The organism is Vibrio sp. 10N.286.48.C11 (genome assembly GCF_041469805.1).
Lineage (GTDB): Bacteria > Pseudomonadota > Gammaproteobacteria > Enterobacterales > Vibrionaceae > Vibrio > Vibrio crassostreae_C.
The window spans coordinates 1-16,059 of record NZ_JBFRLK010000099.1 but is presented as its reverse complement, the minus strand read 5'-3'; the positions used below and the strand labels follow the sequence as shown (position 1 = coordinate 16,059).

General features: G+C 44.5%; 13 protein-coding genes, 1 tRNA gene and 1 other RNA gene. 11 read left to right on the top strand and 4 right to left on the bottom strand.

Features of this window, described 5'->3' with window-relative positions; translation table 11 throughout:
- Nucleotides 1-22: 22 nt before the first annotated feature.
- Nucleotides 23-107: transfer RNA gene (locus tag AB4209_RS20310), tRNA-Tyr, on the bottom strand.
- Nucleotides 108-672: 565 nt separating this feature from the next.
- On the opposite strand from AB4209_RS20310, the gene AB4209_RS20305 reads away from it, so the two are divergent.
- The 3 genes from AB4209_RS20305 (at nucleotide 673) to AB4209_RS20295 (ending at nucleotide 5,324) form a co-directional block, all read left to right on the top strand.
- Complete coding sequence (locus AB4209_RS20305) at nucleotides 673-1,749, top strand: efflux RND transporter periplasmic adaptor subunit (protein ID WP_372057119.1); 1,077 nt, start codon at nucleotides 673-675, stop codon at nucleotides 1,747-1,749.
- Nucleotides 1,749-4,862, top strand: coding sequence for a vibriobactin export RND transporter permease subunit VexH (vexH, locus tag AB4209_RS20300; RefSeq protein WP_372057117.1), 3,114 nt, complete (start codon nucleotides 1,749-1,751; stop codon nucleotides 4,860-4,862). Before AB4209_RS20305 ends, vexH begins: the two co-directional genes overlap by 1 nt.
- 141 nt (nucleotides 4,863-5,003) lie before the next feature.
- A complete protein-coding gene (locus AB4209_RS20295) occupies nucleotides 5,004-5,324 on the top strand; it encodes a DUF1244 domain-containing protein (RefSeq protein ID WP_004736423.1) in 321 nt (106 codons plus the stop codon).
- A gap of 91 nt (nucleotides 5,325-5,415) precedes the next feature.
- On the opposite strand, the gene AB4209_RS20290 is transcribed toward AB4209_RS20295, so the two are convergent.
- Nucleotides 5,416-6,483, bottom strand: a complete 1,068-nt coding sequence (locus AB4209_RS20290; RefSeq protein ID WP_372057115.1) for a PLP-dependent cysteine synthase family protein — start codon at nucleotides 6,481-6,483, stop codon at nucleotides 5,416-5,418.
- Between the two features lie 129 nt (nucleotides 6,484-6,612).
- Here AB4209_RS20290 and AB4209_RS20285 point away from each other — a divergent pair, with 129 nt between their 5' ends.
- On the top strand, nucleotides 6,613-7,086 hold the full coding sequence (locus tag AB4209_RS20285; protein ID WP_017062025.1) for an Lrp/AsnC family transcriptional regulator: 474 nt from the start codon (nucleotides 6,613-6,615) through the stop codon (nucleotides 7,084-7,086).
- An 89-nt stretch (nucleotides 7,087-7,175) separates the two neighbouring features.
- A complete protein-coding gene (locus AB4209_RS20280; RefSeq protein ID WP_017070264.1) occupies nucleotides 7,176-7,841 on the top strand; it encodes a hypothetical protein in 666 nt (221 codons plus the stop codon).
- A 133-nt stretch (nucleotides 7,842-7,974) separates the two neighbouring features.
- On the opposite strand, the gene tesB is transcribed toward AB4209_RS20280, so the two are convergent.
- The gene (gene tesB, locus AB4209_RS20275) at nucleotides 7,975-8,835 is read right to left on the bottom strand and encodes an acyl-CoA thioesterase II (protein ID WP_029235187.1); all 861 of its coding nucleotides are present in this window, start codon (nucleotides 8,833-8,835) and stop codon (nucleotides 7,975-7,977) included.
- 168 nt (nucleotides 8,836-9,003) lie between these two features.
- Here tesB and AB4209_RS20270 point away from each other — a divergent pair, with 168 nt between their 5' ends.
- Nucleotides 9,004-9,444 (top strand): YbaY family lipoprotein, encoded by a 441-nt coding sequence (locus AB4209_RS20270; RefSeq protein WP_102319976.1) that lies wholly within the window; start codon nucleotides 9,004-9,006, stop codon nucleotides 9,442-9,444.
- 75 nt (nucleotides 9,445-9,519) lie between these two features.
- Here the strand turns inward: AB4209_RS20270 and AB4209_RS20265 are convergent, their stop codons facing one another.
- Entirely contained in the window at nucleotides 9,520-9,822 is a 303-nt protein-coding gene (locus AB4209_RS20265; RefSeq protein WP_048609271.1) for an MGMT family protein, read from the bottom strand.
- A 227-nt stretch (nucleotides 9,823-10,049) separates the two neighbouring features.
- Between AB4209_RS20265 and AB4209_RS20260 the strand changes: the two genes are divergently transcribed.
- From AB4209_RS20260 to gmtX, 5 genes are all read left to right on the top strand, one after another.
- Complete coding sequence (locus AB4209_RS20260) at nucleotides 10,050-10,793, top strand: hypothetical protein (RefSeq protein WP_017070265.1); 744 nt, start codon at nucleotides 10,050-10,052, stop codon at nucleotides 10,791-10,793.
- Between the two features lie 196 nt (nucleotides 10,794-10,989).
- An RNA gene (gene ffs, locus AB4209_RS20255) (signal recognition particle sRNA small type) lies at nucleotides 10,990-11,086 on the top strand.
- A 179-nt stretch (nucleotides 11,087-11,265) separates the two neighbouring features.
- The gene (gene gmtY, locus AB4209_RS20250) at nucleotides 11,266-12,741 is read left to right on the top strand and encodes a gamma-mobile-trio recombinase GmtY (RefSeq protein WP_102319974.1); all 1,476 of its coding nucleotides are present in this window, start codon (nucleotides 11,266-11,268) and stop codon (nucleotides 12,739-12,741) included.
- The gene (locus AB4209_RS20245; protein WP_102319973.1) at nucleotides 12,738-15,326 is read left to right on the top strand and encodes an integrase family protein; all 2,589 of its coding nucleotides are present in this window, start codon (nucleotides 12,738-12,740) and stop codon (nucleotides 15,324-15,326) included. Before gmtY ends, AB4209_RS20245 begins: the two co-directional genes overlap by 4 nt.
- Nucleotides 15,319-15,957 (top strand): gamma-mobile-trio protein GmtX, encoded by a 639-nt coding sequence (gene gmtX, locus AB4209_RS20240; RefSeq protein ID WP_102319972.1) that lies wholly within the window; start codon nucleotides 15,319-15,321, stop codon nucleotides 15,955-15,957. The genes AB4209_RS20245 and gmtX overlap by 8 nt, the downstream gene beginning before the upstream one ends.
- Nucleotides 15,958-16,059: the final 102 nt, after the last annotated feature.

Below are 16,059 nucleotides of genomic sequence, written 5' to 3'. Positions count from 1 at the left end.
CTTAAAAGAGGTAAGAAGAATATGGTGGAGGGAGACGGATTCGAACCATCGAAGGCAGTGCCGGCAGATTTACAGTCTGCTCCCTTTGGCCACTCGGGAACCCCTCCAGGGTGTTTTTTCCTAACTCATAATGGATAGGCTAAAGAGATGTTTTTCCCAACGCATCTCTCAAGTGCGGAGCGCATCATAGCAAACACGTTAAACCTGTAAAGAGTTTTTCTTATGGTTTTGTGTTGAATGCTGCCTTTTTGGGCAAAGATGGCGAAAAGTACGCATATTGCTCGGGAAGTGAACATCTATACTAAGGTTTACGTAGTGATAGGTAACACCTTGAGGTAACTCGCTTTCTACATTGTGTTTGGTTTGTGCAATTCGCCAAGAAACGTAAATGGAATTTAATCTAGATTTACACTTCTTGACGTTACAGCATTCATCAGTTGATAGAATACGGTTAATTTCATTTATAGATATTAATACCAATCGTAGTAAATAACATGTCATCCTAGCCTGTTAAAATGCTCGAGAACAGCGTCAGAAATTTTGATTGTAGAATAACTACTTATCGAAACTATCTGTTGAAAAGAGCTACCTTGTTCTCAAGCCTTTTCCCTACGCTATTTCTGACCACTTACTCACTGTGATTGGTATAAACCTTACTTGCAGACCATTATTATGAAGCATAAATCTGTTTTAACCCTGCTTAGCTTGTCTATTCTTATGGCGTCTCCAGCCGCACTAGCTAAACGCATGGGCCCTAGCACTGTCACTGTTGTTACTGAGCAGGTTGATATTCACCAAGTTAGCCAATCTCTTTCGTTGGTCGGTAAGCTAGAAGCCGAGCAATCGGTAATGATCACTTCTGAAGTGGCTGGCAGAGTGGACTCTATCAACATTAAAGCCAATCAAGATGTCACTAAAGGGCAGATGTTGGTTCAACTCGACGATGACAAAGCAAAAGCGGCAGTTGCAGAAGCGCAAGCTTATCTAAAAGACGAGCAACGTAAGCTAGCGGAATTTCAACGCCTAGTGAAACGTAACGCGATCACGCAAACTGAAATTGACGCTCAGAAAACGAACGTAGAGATTGCCAACGCTCGTTTAGCTGCTGCAAATGCCAATCTTAAAGACTTACACATCAGCGCGCCATTCTCGGGCACTGTTGGTTTTATCGACTTTAGCCGCGGTAAAATGGTGACAGCAGGTACTGAACTCGTGACCTTAGATGACCTATCGGTAATGCAATTAGATCTGCAGATCCCGGAGCGCTACCTTTCTAAACTGTCTAAAGGTATGAAAGTAACGGCTCGCACTAGCGCATGGGGCGACACTCAGTTCACTGGTACTGTAGTAGGCATTGATTCTCGTATTAACGCTGAAACCTTGAACCTTCGAGTTCGAATCCACTTCGACAACAATAATGATTATCTAAAGCCAGGTATGTTAGTGGCGGCGGATATGGACTTCCCACCAGTGGAAGCGCCAATCATTCCAGTTCAAGCGCTTGAGTATTCAGGTACGAAGCGTTTCGTTTATGTTATCGACGAAGATAATAAAGCAACTCGTACCGAAGTTTTCCTTGGGGCACGTATCGATAACGAAGTCGTGATCGACAAAGGCATCGAAATTGGCCAGAAGATCGTGGTGCAAGGTATCGTGAACATGCGTGACGGCGTCTTGGTTCAAGAGCTTGCCGTTAATCGCCCAGCTGATGCAGCAAGTGATAAAAAAGCACAAGAAGGCGCTAACTAATGTTGTTATCTGATGTTTCTGTAAAGAGACCAGTAGCGGCCGTCGTATTGAGCCTACTATTGGTTGTGTTTGGTATTGTCTCTTTCAATAAGCTCGCGGTTCGTGAGATGCCAGATATTGAAAGCCCGGTAGTATCGATCAGTACTCGTTATGAGGGTGCGTCTGCCACCATCATTGAAAGCCAAATAACCTCCAACCTTGAAGACCAGTTATCCGGCATCAGTGGTATCGATGAGATCGAATCCACAACGCGTAACGGTATGTCGCGTATCACGATTACTTTTGAGCTTGGTTACGACCTCAATACCGGTGTGAGTGATGTTCGTGATGCTGTAGCTCGTGCGCAGCGTTCATTGCCAGATGAAGCCGACGACCCAATTGTTTATAAGAACAATGGTAGTGGTGAAGCTTCGGTCTACATCAACTTAAGTTCGACGGAGATGGACCGAACGCAGTTAACCGACTACACCGAACGTGTGTTGATTGACCGCTTTAGTTTGATTTCTGGCGTGAGCTCGGTGGATATCTCAGGTGGCTTGTACAAAGTAATGTACGTGAAGCTGAAACCTGCGCAGATGGCGGGTCGTGGCGTTACTACCTCGGACATCACTTCTGCTCTGAACAGTGAGAACATTGAAAGCCCAGGTGGTGAAGTACGTAACGATGCGATTGTGATGTCGGTTCGTACTGCTCGTTCTTACACTGAAGCGGAAGATTTCGAATATCTAGTCGTTAAACGTGCCTCTGATAACACACCTATCTACTTGAAAGACGTAGCGGATGTTTACATTGGCGCAGAAAACGAGAACTCGACCTTTAAGAGTGACGGCGTTGTTAACGTAAGTATGGGTATCGTGCCTCAGTCAGATGCGAACCCACTTGAGGTGGCTGACTTAGTCCATAAAGAAGTCGAAGCAATTCAAAAGTTCTTGCCAGACGGTACTCGTTTAGCTGTCGACTATGACTCAACTGTCTTTATCGACCGCTCAATCTCTGAGGTTTACAGCACGCTCTTTATCACGGGCGGCTTGGTTATCCTTGTGCTTTATATCTTTATTGGTCAAGCACGTGCAACACTTATTCCAGCGGTAACCGTACCTGTATCTCTGATCTCGTCGTTTATTGCCGCGTACTACTTCGGTTTCTCTATCAACCTGATTACCTTGATGGCACTGATTCTGTCGATTGGTTTGGTGGTAGATGATGCGATCGTGGTGGTTGAGAACATTTTCCACCATATTGAACGTGGTGAGTCACCGCTGCTTGCGGCCTATAAAGGTACTCGTGAAGTAGGCTTCGCGGTAATCGCAACAACGCTTGTATTGGTAATGGTATTCCTACCAATCTCGTTCATGGACGGCATGGTTGGCCTATTGTTTACCGAGTTTTCTGTATTGCTTGCGATGTCGGTGATCTTCTCGTCGCTAGTCGCATTAACGCTAACGCCAGTGCTAGGCAGTAAGATCCTTAAAGCGAACGTTAAACCAAACCGTTTCAATTTGTTTGTCGAGCGCGTATTTGGCAAGCTTGAGTCTGGATACCGCGCGGTATTGCGCCGTGCTCTTAACTGGCGTTGGGCCGCTCCAATCATCATTATCGCGTGTATGGGCGGTAGTTATGGCTTGATGCAACAAGTGCCGTCGCAACTGACGCCACAAGAAGACCGTGGTGTTATATTTGCGTTTGTTCGTGGTGCCGATGCAACCAGTTACAACCGTATGTCTGCCAATATGGACATCGTTGAAGAGCGCCTAATGCCGCTGCTTGGTCAAGGTTTCTTGAAGTCATTCAGTATTCAATCACCAGCGTTTGGTGGCAATGCGGGCGACCAAACGGGCTTCGTTATCATGATCCTGGAAGATTGGGATGAACGTGATGAAACCGCTCAGGAAGCGCTGAACGAAGTACGTAAATCTTTAAATGGTATTCCTGATGTACGTGTATTCCCGTTCATGCCGGGCTTCAAAGGTGGTTCAAGTGAGCCTGTTCAATTCGTACTTGGCGGTTCTGATTACTCTGAACTTCAGAAGTGGGCAGAGCTCTTAAAGCAAGCGGCTGAAGATTCTCCAATGATGGAAGGCGCGGACATCGATTACTCTGAGAAAACACCAGAGCTATTGGTAACCGTAGATAAGCAGCGTGCAGCAGAGCTAGGTGTTAGCGTTTCAGACATTTCAGATACGTTAGAAATCATGCTTGGCGGCCGCAGTGAAACGACCTTCGTTGACCGTGGTGAAGAGTACGACGTGTATCTGCGTGGTGATGAAAACAGCTTCAACAACGCGAACGATCTAAGCCAAATCTACATGCGAACTCAGTCTGGTGAGTTGGTTACACTTGATACGCTGACGCACATTGAAGAAGTGGCTTCATCGATTCGTTTGTCGCACTACAACAAGCAGAAATCGGTGACCATTAAAGCGAACCTAATGGAAGGTTACACGCTGGGTGACGCGCTCGATTTCCTTGATGAACAAGCGATTGAACAGCTACCGGGTGATATTTCAGTGAGCTACTCTGGCGAGTCAAAAGACTTTAAAGAGAACCAATCAAGTATCCTAGTGGTGTTTGCGCTAGCGATGCTGGTCGCATACTTGGTACTGGCCGCGCAGTTTGAAAGCTTCATTAACCCGCTGGTGGTGATGTTCACCGTACCTATGGGTATCTTCGGTGGCTTCTTAGGCTTGGTGCTGATGAGTCAAGGGCTCAACGTCTACAGCCAGATTGGTATGATCATGTTGATCGGTATGGTAACCAAAAACGGTATCTTGATCGTAGAGTTTGCTAACCAACTTCGTGACCGTGGCATTGAGTTTGAAAAGGCGATCATTGATGCTTCGGCTCGACGTTTACGTCCAATCTTGATGACGGCGTTCACCACACTAGCCGGTGCAATCCCATTGATTACTTCAACGGGCGCAGGCTATGAAAGCCGAGTGGCTGTGGGTACGGTTATCTTCTTCGGTATGGGCTTCGCGACATTGGTAACTCTGTTCGTTATCCCTGCGATGTACCGACTGATTTCAGGATCAACACGCTCTCCGGGTCACGTGGAAGCGGAACTTAATAAAGAGCTTAGCCATGACAACGTGGGAAGAACCTCTCACGGTTAATGAACACGCACGATTAATGAACACGGAATAGTGTAACAATATTGAAAAGCCTGCGTTTGCTCCTAGCGAATTGCAGGCTTTTTTTGTATAACAAACAGAGCTCAACGAATTAATACAATAAATCGAATAAAGGAAAGTAAAGTGGCTGAATTTAAATACAAAGATCTTTCTCAAGAAGAACAAGATAAGCTGGATGCAGCAACCTTTCGTCGCCTGCTAGCACACCTAGATAACAATAAAGATGTGCAGAACATCGATCTGATGATCTTGGCTGGCTTCTGCCGAAACTGTTTCAGTAAATGGTACAAAGCGGAAGCAGAGCAACAAGGCTTAGACTTGGATATCGATGACGCTCGTGAGCGCGTATATGGCATGACTTACGATGAGTGGAAACAAAACCATCAGCCAAAAGCGACGCCTGAACAACTAGCGGCATTTGAAGCGAAGCAGAAGCCAGAATAATTTGTTCTCGCTAGAAATTGATGAATAGAACAAACCAAAAAAGAGCCCATCAAGGGCTCTTTTCTATTTCGAACTATCGGTTTATATGAACTTAAGCCAGTTCACCCGTTTGCGAGAAAGCTTCTAGCTTCGTTGCATAAGGTTGTAGGTCACCGATATTCAGATTTACCCACTCGTCATTGAAGTAAGTGTCTAGGTAACGTTCACCGCTATCACATAGCAAAGTCACGATAGAACCTTTTTCTCCACGAGCTTTCATTTCACTGGCTAACTGAAGCACACCGTACATGTTAGTACCGGTTGATGCGCCAACCTTGCGACCAAGAATGTCAGATAACCAATGTGTCGTTGCGATACTTGCTGCGTCTGGGATTTTACGCATTTCGTCAACCACACCAGGAATGAAGCTTGGTTCTGCTCGTGGGCGACCAATGCCTTCAATCTTGCTGAATGTACTACATTTCACGTTCGCATTGCCTGTTTGGAAGTATTCGTGGAATACAGAGTTCTCAGGGTCCACAACACAAAGCTTAGTTTCATGTTGTTGGTAGCGAATGAAACGGCCAATCGTCGCTGAAGTACCGCCAGTACCTGGGCTCATTACTACCCAAGCCGGAACTGGGTGATCTTCCATCTGCATTTGATTGAAAATCGAGTTCGCGATGTTGTTGTTACCACGCCAGTCGGTTGCGCGCTCAGCGTAAGTAAATTGATCCATGTAGTGACCATTCAATTCTTCTGCTAAACGGCGAGACTCATCGTAAATTTCATCTGAGCGGTCCACAAGATGCGCTTGGCCGCCGTAGAATTCAATTTGCTCGATCTTTTTCTTCGCTGTGCATTTTGGCATTACCGCGATAAATGGAAGGCCAAGTAGGCGAGCGAAGTAAGCTTCAGACACCGCAGTACTGCCCGATGAAGATTCAATGATCGTGGTTTCTGGGCCAACCCAACCGTTACAGATAGCGTATAAGAAGAGAGAACGCGCTAAACGGTGCTTTAAAGAGCCTGTAGGGTGTGTGCTTTCATCTTTAAGGTAAACATCAATGCCTTCGATACTTGGTAGATCGAGCTTGATAAGGTGCGTATCCGCTGAGCGTTGGTAGTCCGCTTCAATTTTACGAATCGCGTTGTTAATCCATTGATGGTCAGTGCACATAAACGTTCTCCTGATCGAGTGTAGGAATTCTTTGCAATTGGTATGGTTCTAATTTATCTATAATCGGAGAGAAAAACTTTGCCATATTTGCTTTGTTTTGCTTAAATTGTAGAAAATTATTCTCTTTAAATGCGATTTGGTGAAAGTGTGATAGATGCCGTAGATAAAAAAATATTAGGGTTACTGCAAGAAGACAGCACCCTGTCATTGAACGATATTTCTGAAGCGGTCAATCTCACTACAACGCCTTGTTGGAAAAGGCTTAAGCGCCTCGAAGAGAACGGCATTATTGAGAAAAGAGTTGCACTGCTGAACCCGGAAAAACTGGATCTTTCCTTTACTGCGTTTGTATTGGTGAAAACCAGTGATCATTCTCATGAGTGGTATGGTCGTTTTGTGAATACTGTGTCGGAATTTCCAGAAGTGATGGAGTTCTATCGCATGGCTGGCGAATATGATTATATGATGAAGGTTCAGGTTAAAGACATGAAGTGCTTTGATGATTTCTATAAGCGCTTGGTGAATAGCATTGATGGTATCTCTAATGTGACCTCGACGTTTGCGATGGAACCATTGAAGTACACGACAGCATTGCCGCTTTAAGCTGCGCCTAGTAATAGATTAACTATCGCTTTAGTTTAACTATCTTCTCAGTTTAGATCTCGTCTCTGCGATAAAGAAAAGGATTATTCATGTTTGCAAAAGTATCTACCGCTATCCAGCTGGTACTGGCGGTCGCCATTTTTTACTTGGGTTACACCATCTACTCATTGACTAATAAAGTCGGTGAAATCGTTGATACTTACCCGCAAGTTATCGAAGACATATCGGGCCTCACCAAAGGGCTCAAAGTAGAAGAGCTATTAGCGCTTGCAGAACATGTCAGCGATCTTGCTCCTCAGGTGTTAAACACTGTCGAAGAAGTTAGAAAGACGATCGATGATGTGAATCAAACCGTAGCCTCGGTCGACAACAAAATCCCTGCGATATTAGATGAAGTGAAAAATGTTCGAACGGAAGTCGAGCAGGTAAGAACCGATGTTATTCCACCAACATTAACTGAATTAAAGAGATACCGCGTAGACGTAATGCCACCAATGCTCGCTGAAAGTAAGTCTTACCGCGAACAGACTATTCCTGTCATCGTCACGGAATCTGAAATGCTACGAGCGGAAGTCCCAGGTATTTTGGCACAAGCTAATTTGTTAGCTGATAAGAGTAAGGAACTAGCTCAGGGAGCCGCTGAGGGCGCGGTGAAAGGCGTAGTGTTATCGCCATTTAACCTTCTACGAGACGCAGGTGATGGCATTAAAACGCGAGTTCAAGGCGAGTTTGAGCCAACGTTAGAAGTTGAGTAGGTTTTATTGATTTTTGCGTGACGAGTTTTCTTAAGCGTCATTAAAGAAAGAGGCTAGGTATTAAACCTAGCCTCTTTTTGTTTGTGCGTATTTGGGGCTTGTAAGAAGCGTTTATCCGCTATTTATTTGAGTGCTATTTAGTAAAACGCATCACACCTTCTTGTACTGCTGTCGCTACCAGCTCACCTTTCTGGTTGAAGATCTCGCCGCGCACTAGGCCGCGAGTGTTCGCTGCCGTTGGGCTTTCAATCGCATAAAGCAGCCATTCGTCCATTTTGAATGGGCGGTGGAACCAGATTGAGTGGTCAATCGTCGCCACTTGAAAATTTGGCGTCATGATAGAGACTTCATGTGGGTGAAGCGCCGTCACTAAGAATCCCCAATCCGATGCGTAGGCAAGCAGGTATTGGTGGATCAAGTGGTTGTCTGGCATCGCGCCATTCGCTCTTACCCAAAGGTATTGTTTCGCTTCCGTCTTCTTAGGTTTCAGTGGGTTTACCACCGTCACCGGACGCATCTCAATCGGCTTTTCGCCACAGAAGGTTTTGCGCAGTTTCTCTGGTAAGAATTCCGCAATGTGGCTCGCTAATTCAGTTTCTGAGGCAAAGTTCTCTGGTCCCGGAATATCAGGCATTGAAATCTGGTGCTCAAACCCTGGCGCATCGCCATGATAAGAAGCAGTGAGATAGAAAATAGGGCGGCCATTTTGAATCGCTTTTACACGGCGTGTGCTAAAGCTGCGTCCATCTCGTAGGTTCTCAACATCGTAAATGATTGGCTTTTCAGGATCGCCGGGAAACAGAAAATAACTGTGGAACGAGTGAACACTACGGTCGTCTTGAACGGTATAACGAGCAGCAGAAAGCGCTTGTCCCAATACCTGACCGCCGTATACCTGTGGTAGGCCTAGGTTCTCACTTTGCCCACGGAATAAACCTTCTTCCAGTTTTTCTAGCTGAAGTAAACTTAGTAATTCTTGTAAAGGTTGACTCATCGCCAGCATTCCTCTTCGTAAAATGGGTGTCAGATTATGGTGTTAATCATTTAGCTTAGTCAGATATCTGTCAATAAATCATAGGGTTTCAAGACAGAATATGAAAGCTCTCTTATAATTGGTGAGTAGATTTGCCGAGTCCGGCAAACATGTTGAGAGAAATTGAATATGAAAAAGGCTCTAATTCTTATTACGTCTTTAGTATCGTTTGGCCTACTTGTTGGTTGCCAAGCAACATCAGAAACGAGCGCTTCTCAAGAAGTGGTTGCAGAGAACACTCAAGTGATTTCAGGAACAGTAAGCTACCGTGAAAGAATTGCATTGCCAGAGAATGCAGTGGTTACCGTTACGCTAGAAGATATCTCACTGGCTGATGCACCATCGACGGTTATCGCAACTCAAGAGTTCACCACAGACGGTAAGCAAGTACCGTTCGCATTCGAGCTGAGCTACGACAACGACAAAATTAAAGCTAACCACCGTTACAACATGCGCGCATCGATTCATGTTGACGGCAAACTGCGTTTCACTACTGACACGATTAAGTCAGTAATTACTGATGTAGAAAATACACAGCAAGCAGACCTACGTTTGGTTGGTGTTCGTTAATCAGAAGTCGATGCCACTGTTAAGGCATCTTGATTGGCTTAACTTAGCCAGTTGAATCAGCGATTAGTGGCAGCTCTAGGGCTGCCATTTGTATATTCTGAGTTTGATCTTTCCTGCATCACTCACCTCAATCCCTTCTTTAACCAAATGCTGCTTTTGTCGGTCGAACGAATCACCCTTTAAAGAGATTTCACCCTTGCTGTTTATCACTCGATACCAAGGCAGTTTGCTACCTTCTGGCAGGTTACCCAGCGCTTTACCAACATGGCGCGCATAGCCCGGAAATCCTGAAAAACGTGCTATGTCTCCATAAGTTGTTACTTTTCCATATGGAATTTGGTGAATCACAGCAAAGATTTGGCTCAAAAATTGGTCCATACTAAATGTTCCTAGTTCATAAATACCAATCACAGTAAGTAAGTGTTCAAAAATAGCGCAGGGAAAAAGCTCGAGAGCAAGGCCGCTCTTTTTGATAAGAAGTTTTGATAAGTAGTTATTCTCCAATCAAAAAATCTAACGAGGTTATCGAGTTTTTTAACAAGCTAGGGTGACCAGTTAATTACTACGATTGGTATGGTACCACGGATCGGTAGAAGGAGAGGGCTATGGTATTTACAACGTTTCAGTTCTTGATCACCACATTATTAGCGGTTGTTTGCGCGAGAGCAATCAGTTTAAGTGAGGGAGATATCCCGGTGCTTGCAATGGTCATTCCTGCCTTATGGATTTTACCGCAGGGAGGCATAGCAGGATTAGCTTTGCTTGCTGCCATGACCACTTATGGTCTAACCCTTCCTTTGCAGCCTATCACGCTGTCTGTCAGTGCGTGGGTACTGTTCCCGCTATTGATGGTGGTCTTTTCAAGACGCAGTAGTTTGTCGGTCGTGATTATTTCCGGCTTGATTGTGACTACTTTGCAGGTCGGGATCATGGTGACACAATCAGCAGGCAAGCTTGAAGGCGTCCCGTGGGTTACCACACTTCAAACCTTATCAATCATCGTGATTTGGTGGGCGGCAAATCATCTTAAGCCTGCTAGCCGACACAGCTGGTGGTCATTAGGCTTAATACTTCCATTATGGATAGCCGATTTACCTTATGCCGCTTTGGTTGCCTTGTGTGTAACGGGCATCATGGCATCGATGGAAACGCTGACGCGCTTGAAAACCTTCCGCTGGAATAAACTATTATGTTGGACACTGCCAACGGTTGGTTTTGCGGCTTTGGTGATTACCCCAAGTATCGAAGTACCTAGTCCAGTTTTTGTAGTATGGTTGTGTCTATTAGGCACCGCGTGGATGACAGACTACATCATTCGCACAGAAGATAACGAAGATATCGATATCTAGTACTCCAGCAATCCAAACCTTCCAAATGCAGGTAAATGGTGAATTTACCTGCGATTTTCTAGTGGTTTGAATAAAGGATAAGCACTTAGACCGCAATTGTTCAAAAATAGGGTGGAAGGGCTTGCAATGGTTGCTGTGATGCTTAATAATCCAATCACTCTTTGAGGCAAGCCTCTTAGAAAACGAATCTATGGGGGCCTGGTCCTCCCGCAACAATAGCTCGTGAACTCGGTCAGGCCTGGAAGGGAGCAGCCGCAGCGAGTGACTTGTGTGCCGGGATGTGGCTGGGTTCCCACCCCTTATGATGTTTGCAAACTAACTTATATCTATAGCATTGATATATGTACTAATTGCAGTATTCCGCCTTTAAAAGCCAGAGCTAGGAAATTCCTAACTCTGGCTTTTGTCGTTAGATCAATAGCAAAAAATATACTATACCTACTAATACCAACTTAGTTTGATATGGTGTTGAATGACTGCGATCGTTAAAGTTCAAGCTCAAATCAAGATTGATCACTCAGGGTTAATGCTCAATATTCCTGTTCTTATTACTGAACAGGGCGTATTTGAACCTTTGCTTGATTACGTTATTAGCCAATCTCATATAAAAAGCCTTCCTTGGATGAACCGAGTTGTGTTTGCATGCCAGTTATTACTGGAATACATGGAGGTCAATCGTGGGTTATTCTCAGAACCGAACCTTCTATTTCAATCTTTTGTACAACGGCTATCATCGGGGACCATCGACAAAGTAGGGTTTGATTCATCAGGTTTGTTTTGGTTACCTCGATCCGTCTCCAACGTTAATCAGCTTTTATCTGCATTGAATGGATTAACGGATTGGCTCTCTATCCATAAAAATACAAGCAGTCTTAACGACTTTGAAGAAGCAACCACCCACCAAGAGCGACTCAATTACGCCGCGTGGCACAAGAGAAATCAGTACAATTTTCTTGGCCATATAAAAAAAAATGCACTTCCCGAATTATTGAAAAAGGTCAGGAAAGTTCGTGGGAAGAAAGACGTAATTAAAGTGGACGGAGACGCGATTTCATTTCCAGAACAGCTATTTAAATCTTTTTTTATCGACGGTGTCGGCAGTGCGAGAGACTCCAGAATTGCCATTCGCGATCAGCTGATTTTGCTGTTGATGCACGGGGCTGGGGTTAGAGAGAGTGATGCTCTGCATTTGTGGGTTGATGATGTGTTTCTTGATCCAATGAACTCTGATAGTGTTACCGTTCGTTTATATCATCCTGAAGATGGCAAGGCACCGAATCATTGGGTCGGTAGAAAACGACAAAGTACGCGTTCGGCTTACCTTGCTGAAAAGTATCACCTAACACCACGCAATAAACTCACGGGTACCGCCAGAGTTGGTTGGAAAACCAAAGTGGTCGACCACGATGATAACTATATTCAACTTCATTGGTTTCCCTCTTATTACGGGGAAGTGTTTGCTTATTTATGGCAGCAATATTTATTTGCTTTGCTCCCTATTCAGCGCAATCACCCTTACGCTTTTGTTTCTTTTTCTAGACGGCAACTAGGTAACGCATTAACGCTAAATGCTTTCAATCAAAGCTATGCGGCGGGTATGGGCAGAATAGGTCAACTTGCATCGAAGCCAGAAGGTCGTTCACCTCATGGACATCGCCATGCCTATGGAAGACGCATGTCTAATGCAGGGGTAGATGTGCGATTCATTAAGAAAGCACTGCATCACTCTTCTCTATTATCTCAGTCGATCTACACCCAACCAGGCGTCCGTGATGTCACACTTGCTTGCGAGCGTGCCACGCAGAAGCTTGATGGTCAGCAGTATGCGAACTTCAAGCAAGATGTTGAACTGAGTTGGGAAACCATTATGGAATCTGGGTTCGAAGATATTGATCCCGACGGTTTGTTTTCAGGTAAAGCGCCAAAATTTGGGAAACGAACTAAATGAAATCAATAGACTATGAATTTAATTGGTTCACCGAAAAGAATGGTTCGGGTTGGGATACGTGGCGAGAGGTTGCGGCGACGTGGTTGCATCAAAAGAAGTATGGCATTGATCATAAGAAGAATGCATTGGACCGGTTTTTGGATGAATACTTAGTTCCGAAATTTATTATTGATCCCGTCGAGTTTTTCGAAATGGGTCCGCAAGATTATGATCAGTTTCTCGGTCAATTCGAATTGTCGGAAGGCTACAGGGTTCGACAAAACAATGAGGTGTGCTCGTTTATCGATTGGGTGATAACCACATATTACTCGCAACCGGATGATGACGGTGAGTTGGTTGCTATGTTCAAAAACCCTTTTCAAAAGGGGTCTAATCCAGTTAAAAATCAAGAAACGGTCTACAACGCTTTACCTTATACCTACATTAAACGGTTGCGAAAAACTCTTTGTCCGATTGAAAGGGGAAACTTTTCAGACTGGAAATGGGCGATTGAGCAAAGTGACGCATTTATATTGAATGGCCGGCATCAAAGAGACTGGTTTATTGTTGACGGCTCTGTCATTGATAAAGATGACCCTGATTTTGTATGGCGGAAAATCAAAGTAGATAAGCCTCGCAGTATTAGAATTGATGGAGTGCTAAAACCGTTTAAGAAAGGTGAGCATTTTTATGTGATTTGGTCCCCCGTTCGCGCAATGGCACTGTACCTAAAATTGCAACTTCCATTACGTACTTTTCAGGTTCGTATGCTTGATTCTGGTGAAGCCGATACGTGGCGCTACGAAAGTGGAAGTTGGGTTGCTAACGAAATGAATGATTTTGTTGAAGGCAGTGAAAAGCACCCTTGGCAAAAAGGTGTATTTCACCGAATCATCACACCAGACATTGGCGATGTGATGACAGGTCTTTACATTAATACTAATAAGACCGCTGATAAGAATAAGGATGAAATCACGCGAGGCTATGTGATCCCTTGGCAGCATGAAGAGGTCTTATATTGGCTAGAAAAACTGCGCAACTGGCAACAGAAATACAACCCTATTACGGAAGCAACCTCTATTCATCAGCTTGATTACAAACATTTTGGAAGCACAAAAACTGATATTCAGCGCAATGAAATTGGCAACATTTGTTTTTTGTTCCGCAATGCCGCCGCCACCATAAATAGTGAAAAGAAATTGCCGATAACCCAAGGGTATTTGAATACACTTTGGGTTAATTTAATGGCGCAACTCGAACAGGATGTTCATGAAGATGACCATAAATTAACGGACGGTAGTAAAGTTAATTTTATTGACCCTACCAATCATCGTAAGACGTTTTTCCCACTGCATTCATTACGTGTCTCGCTTATCACTTGCTACACCATCGAAGGGGAAATCCCCGCGCCGGTATTATCCAAATTACTGGTGGGTCACAGTAGGCTCATCATGACGATGCATTACACTAAGATCTCGCCTGTGATGATGGCGAAAAAAATGCAGGTGGCAGAAAGCAAAATTGAAGAACAAAACGACGCAAGCTTGCATTCATTTTTGGTCAATAAATCGATAGAGCAGATCGGCTTAAAATCCGCTTATACAGATATTGAGTCGCTGCGCACGGTACTAAGGGTGAGGAACCCCGCAGGATGGCAGGAAAAAGCGATAGGTATTTGTTTAGCAGGAGGGAATACCACGCCCCTTGTGGAAAACACTTCAATTGCAGGTTGCTGGAATGGTGGTGAAAAACTAAAAAAAGCGAATCGTAATCAAGCGGACTTGTATGGCCCTGTTCCTCATGGAATTGAAAATTGCGTCCGTTGTCGCTGGTTTATCACCGACATCAAATACATCCATTCATTAACCGCTCACTTTAACAACCTTAGCTATCACGCCTCTGAATCAGCCAAAATCGCAGCAGAATTAGAAGCTGAGCAAGCTGAGTTGTTGGATGAAGAGTACTTTTGTGAGGTGAATAATGAGCCTTTCAAAAAATACGAGTATTTGCATCAAATAGATCGACGCATTGAAAAGCAAAAAATTGGTGCGGATGAATACTGTAAAGACTTAGTCGCGTGTTTTCAGATCATTCGTAAGCTCATTAATATCGAAGAGCAGCGCCTGCCAGAAGATACAGCGGATAAAGTCGTCGCAATGGGCTCACATGCCGAGATCTCTCCCTTCTTTAGCTTTCTAGATACAGACTCTGAATTTAGGCAATTGATACAACTGTGTGATGACGCAGAAGTTTACGCCGATCTGCGGGATGATTTAAGAAAAACACCCGCGATCACTCATCGTTCAAACAAGTTGAATTCAATGCTAATGCAATCGGGTTACATGCCATTTTTGATGCAACTTGATGATGAAACGCAACTGTTAGCGGGCAATGCAATGATTAATGCCATGCTCAAAGCGACAGGAGAACTTGATAAAACCAAAGCGATGGGTCTCATCGCATCGTATCTTGATACGGAAACGTATTTACAAGACGCGGGTTTGTTGGAGATTGGGGTTAAAGCTATTGAATCTCAAACCGGAATTAATATTTTACGTCTTGCCGATTTATCGAAAAACAAAGTTGGAGTGACTAAAAATGGCTAGCCCCGTTGATCCACATATCGTATTAGAAGAGCTTTGCTCAAGAGCAACAGCCCGCACAACGACAGCGCTAAGAACATTGCACCAAATTCTAGAACAACAAAGCCAGATGAAGTCATTGGACTTCTCTATTGTCACGATTGGAAAGTTATCTCAAGAACAAGGTGGACCTTCGACACAAACCATTCGTAATCGAACAGGAAAGCATTTTCAGCAATTGATTGATGCGTGGGCAGCCTATTCGGGAACGACTCGTAAGAAGCCACTCTCGGTGCGTCAAAAGCAGCTTCTCAACAATAATGACCAACGCATACTGGAGTCTATCGATGATCCAGTCATTCGAGCGGTTGTCGGTTCGTTAATTGCGGAGAGGAACAAATACAGAGACCAGCTTAACGTATTAAAAGCGAATGCCGATATTGTCATAGACCGGACTACTAAATCTCAGCCTCAGGTGGCGGCTACTTCAAATCAGCTGACACCAATAGAAGTGGAGGCTCTGCGGTTTGCCATTTCTGACGAGTTTATGGATGAAAAAAGATGGGTTGTGATGCCGACGGGGCAAGTTAAAGATGAAAATGGCATAGAGGTTTACCAGCGAGGTTATGTGAATGGGGTGCTTAAATTAATCTAAGTGTGGGGGAAGTAGGGCTGTGGACGACGCTTTGCCCGGAAGTGAGTTGAGTTAACGGTTACCGGATCACCTAACAAGGTTTTGCCCCATTGTGTGTTTCGA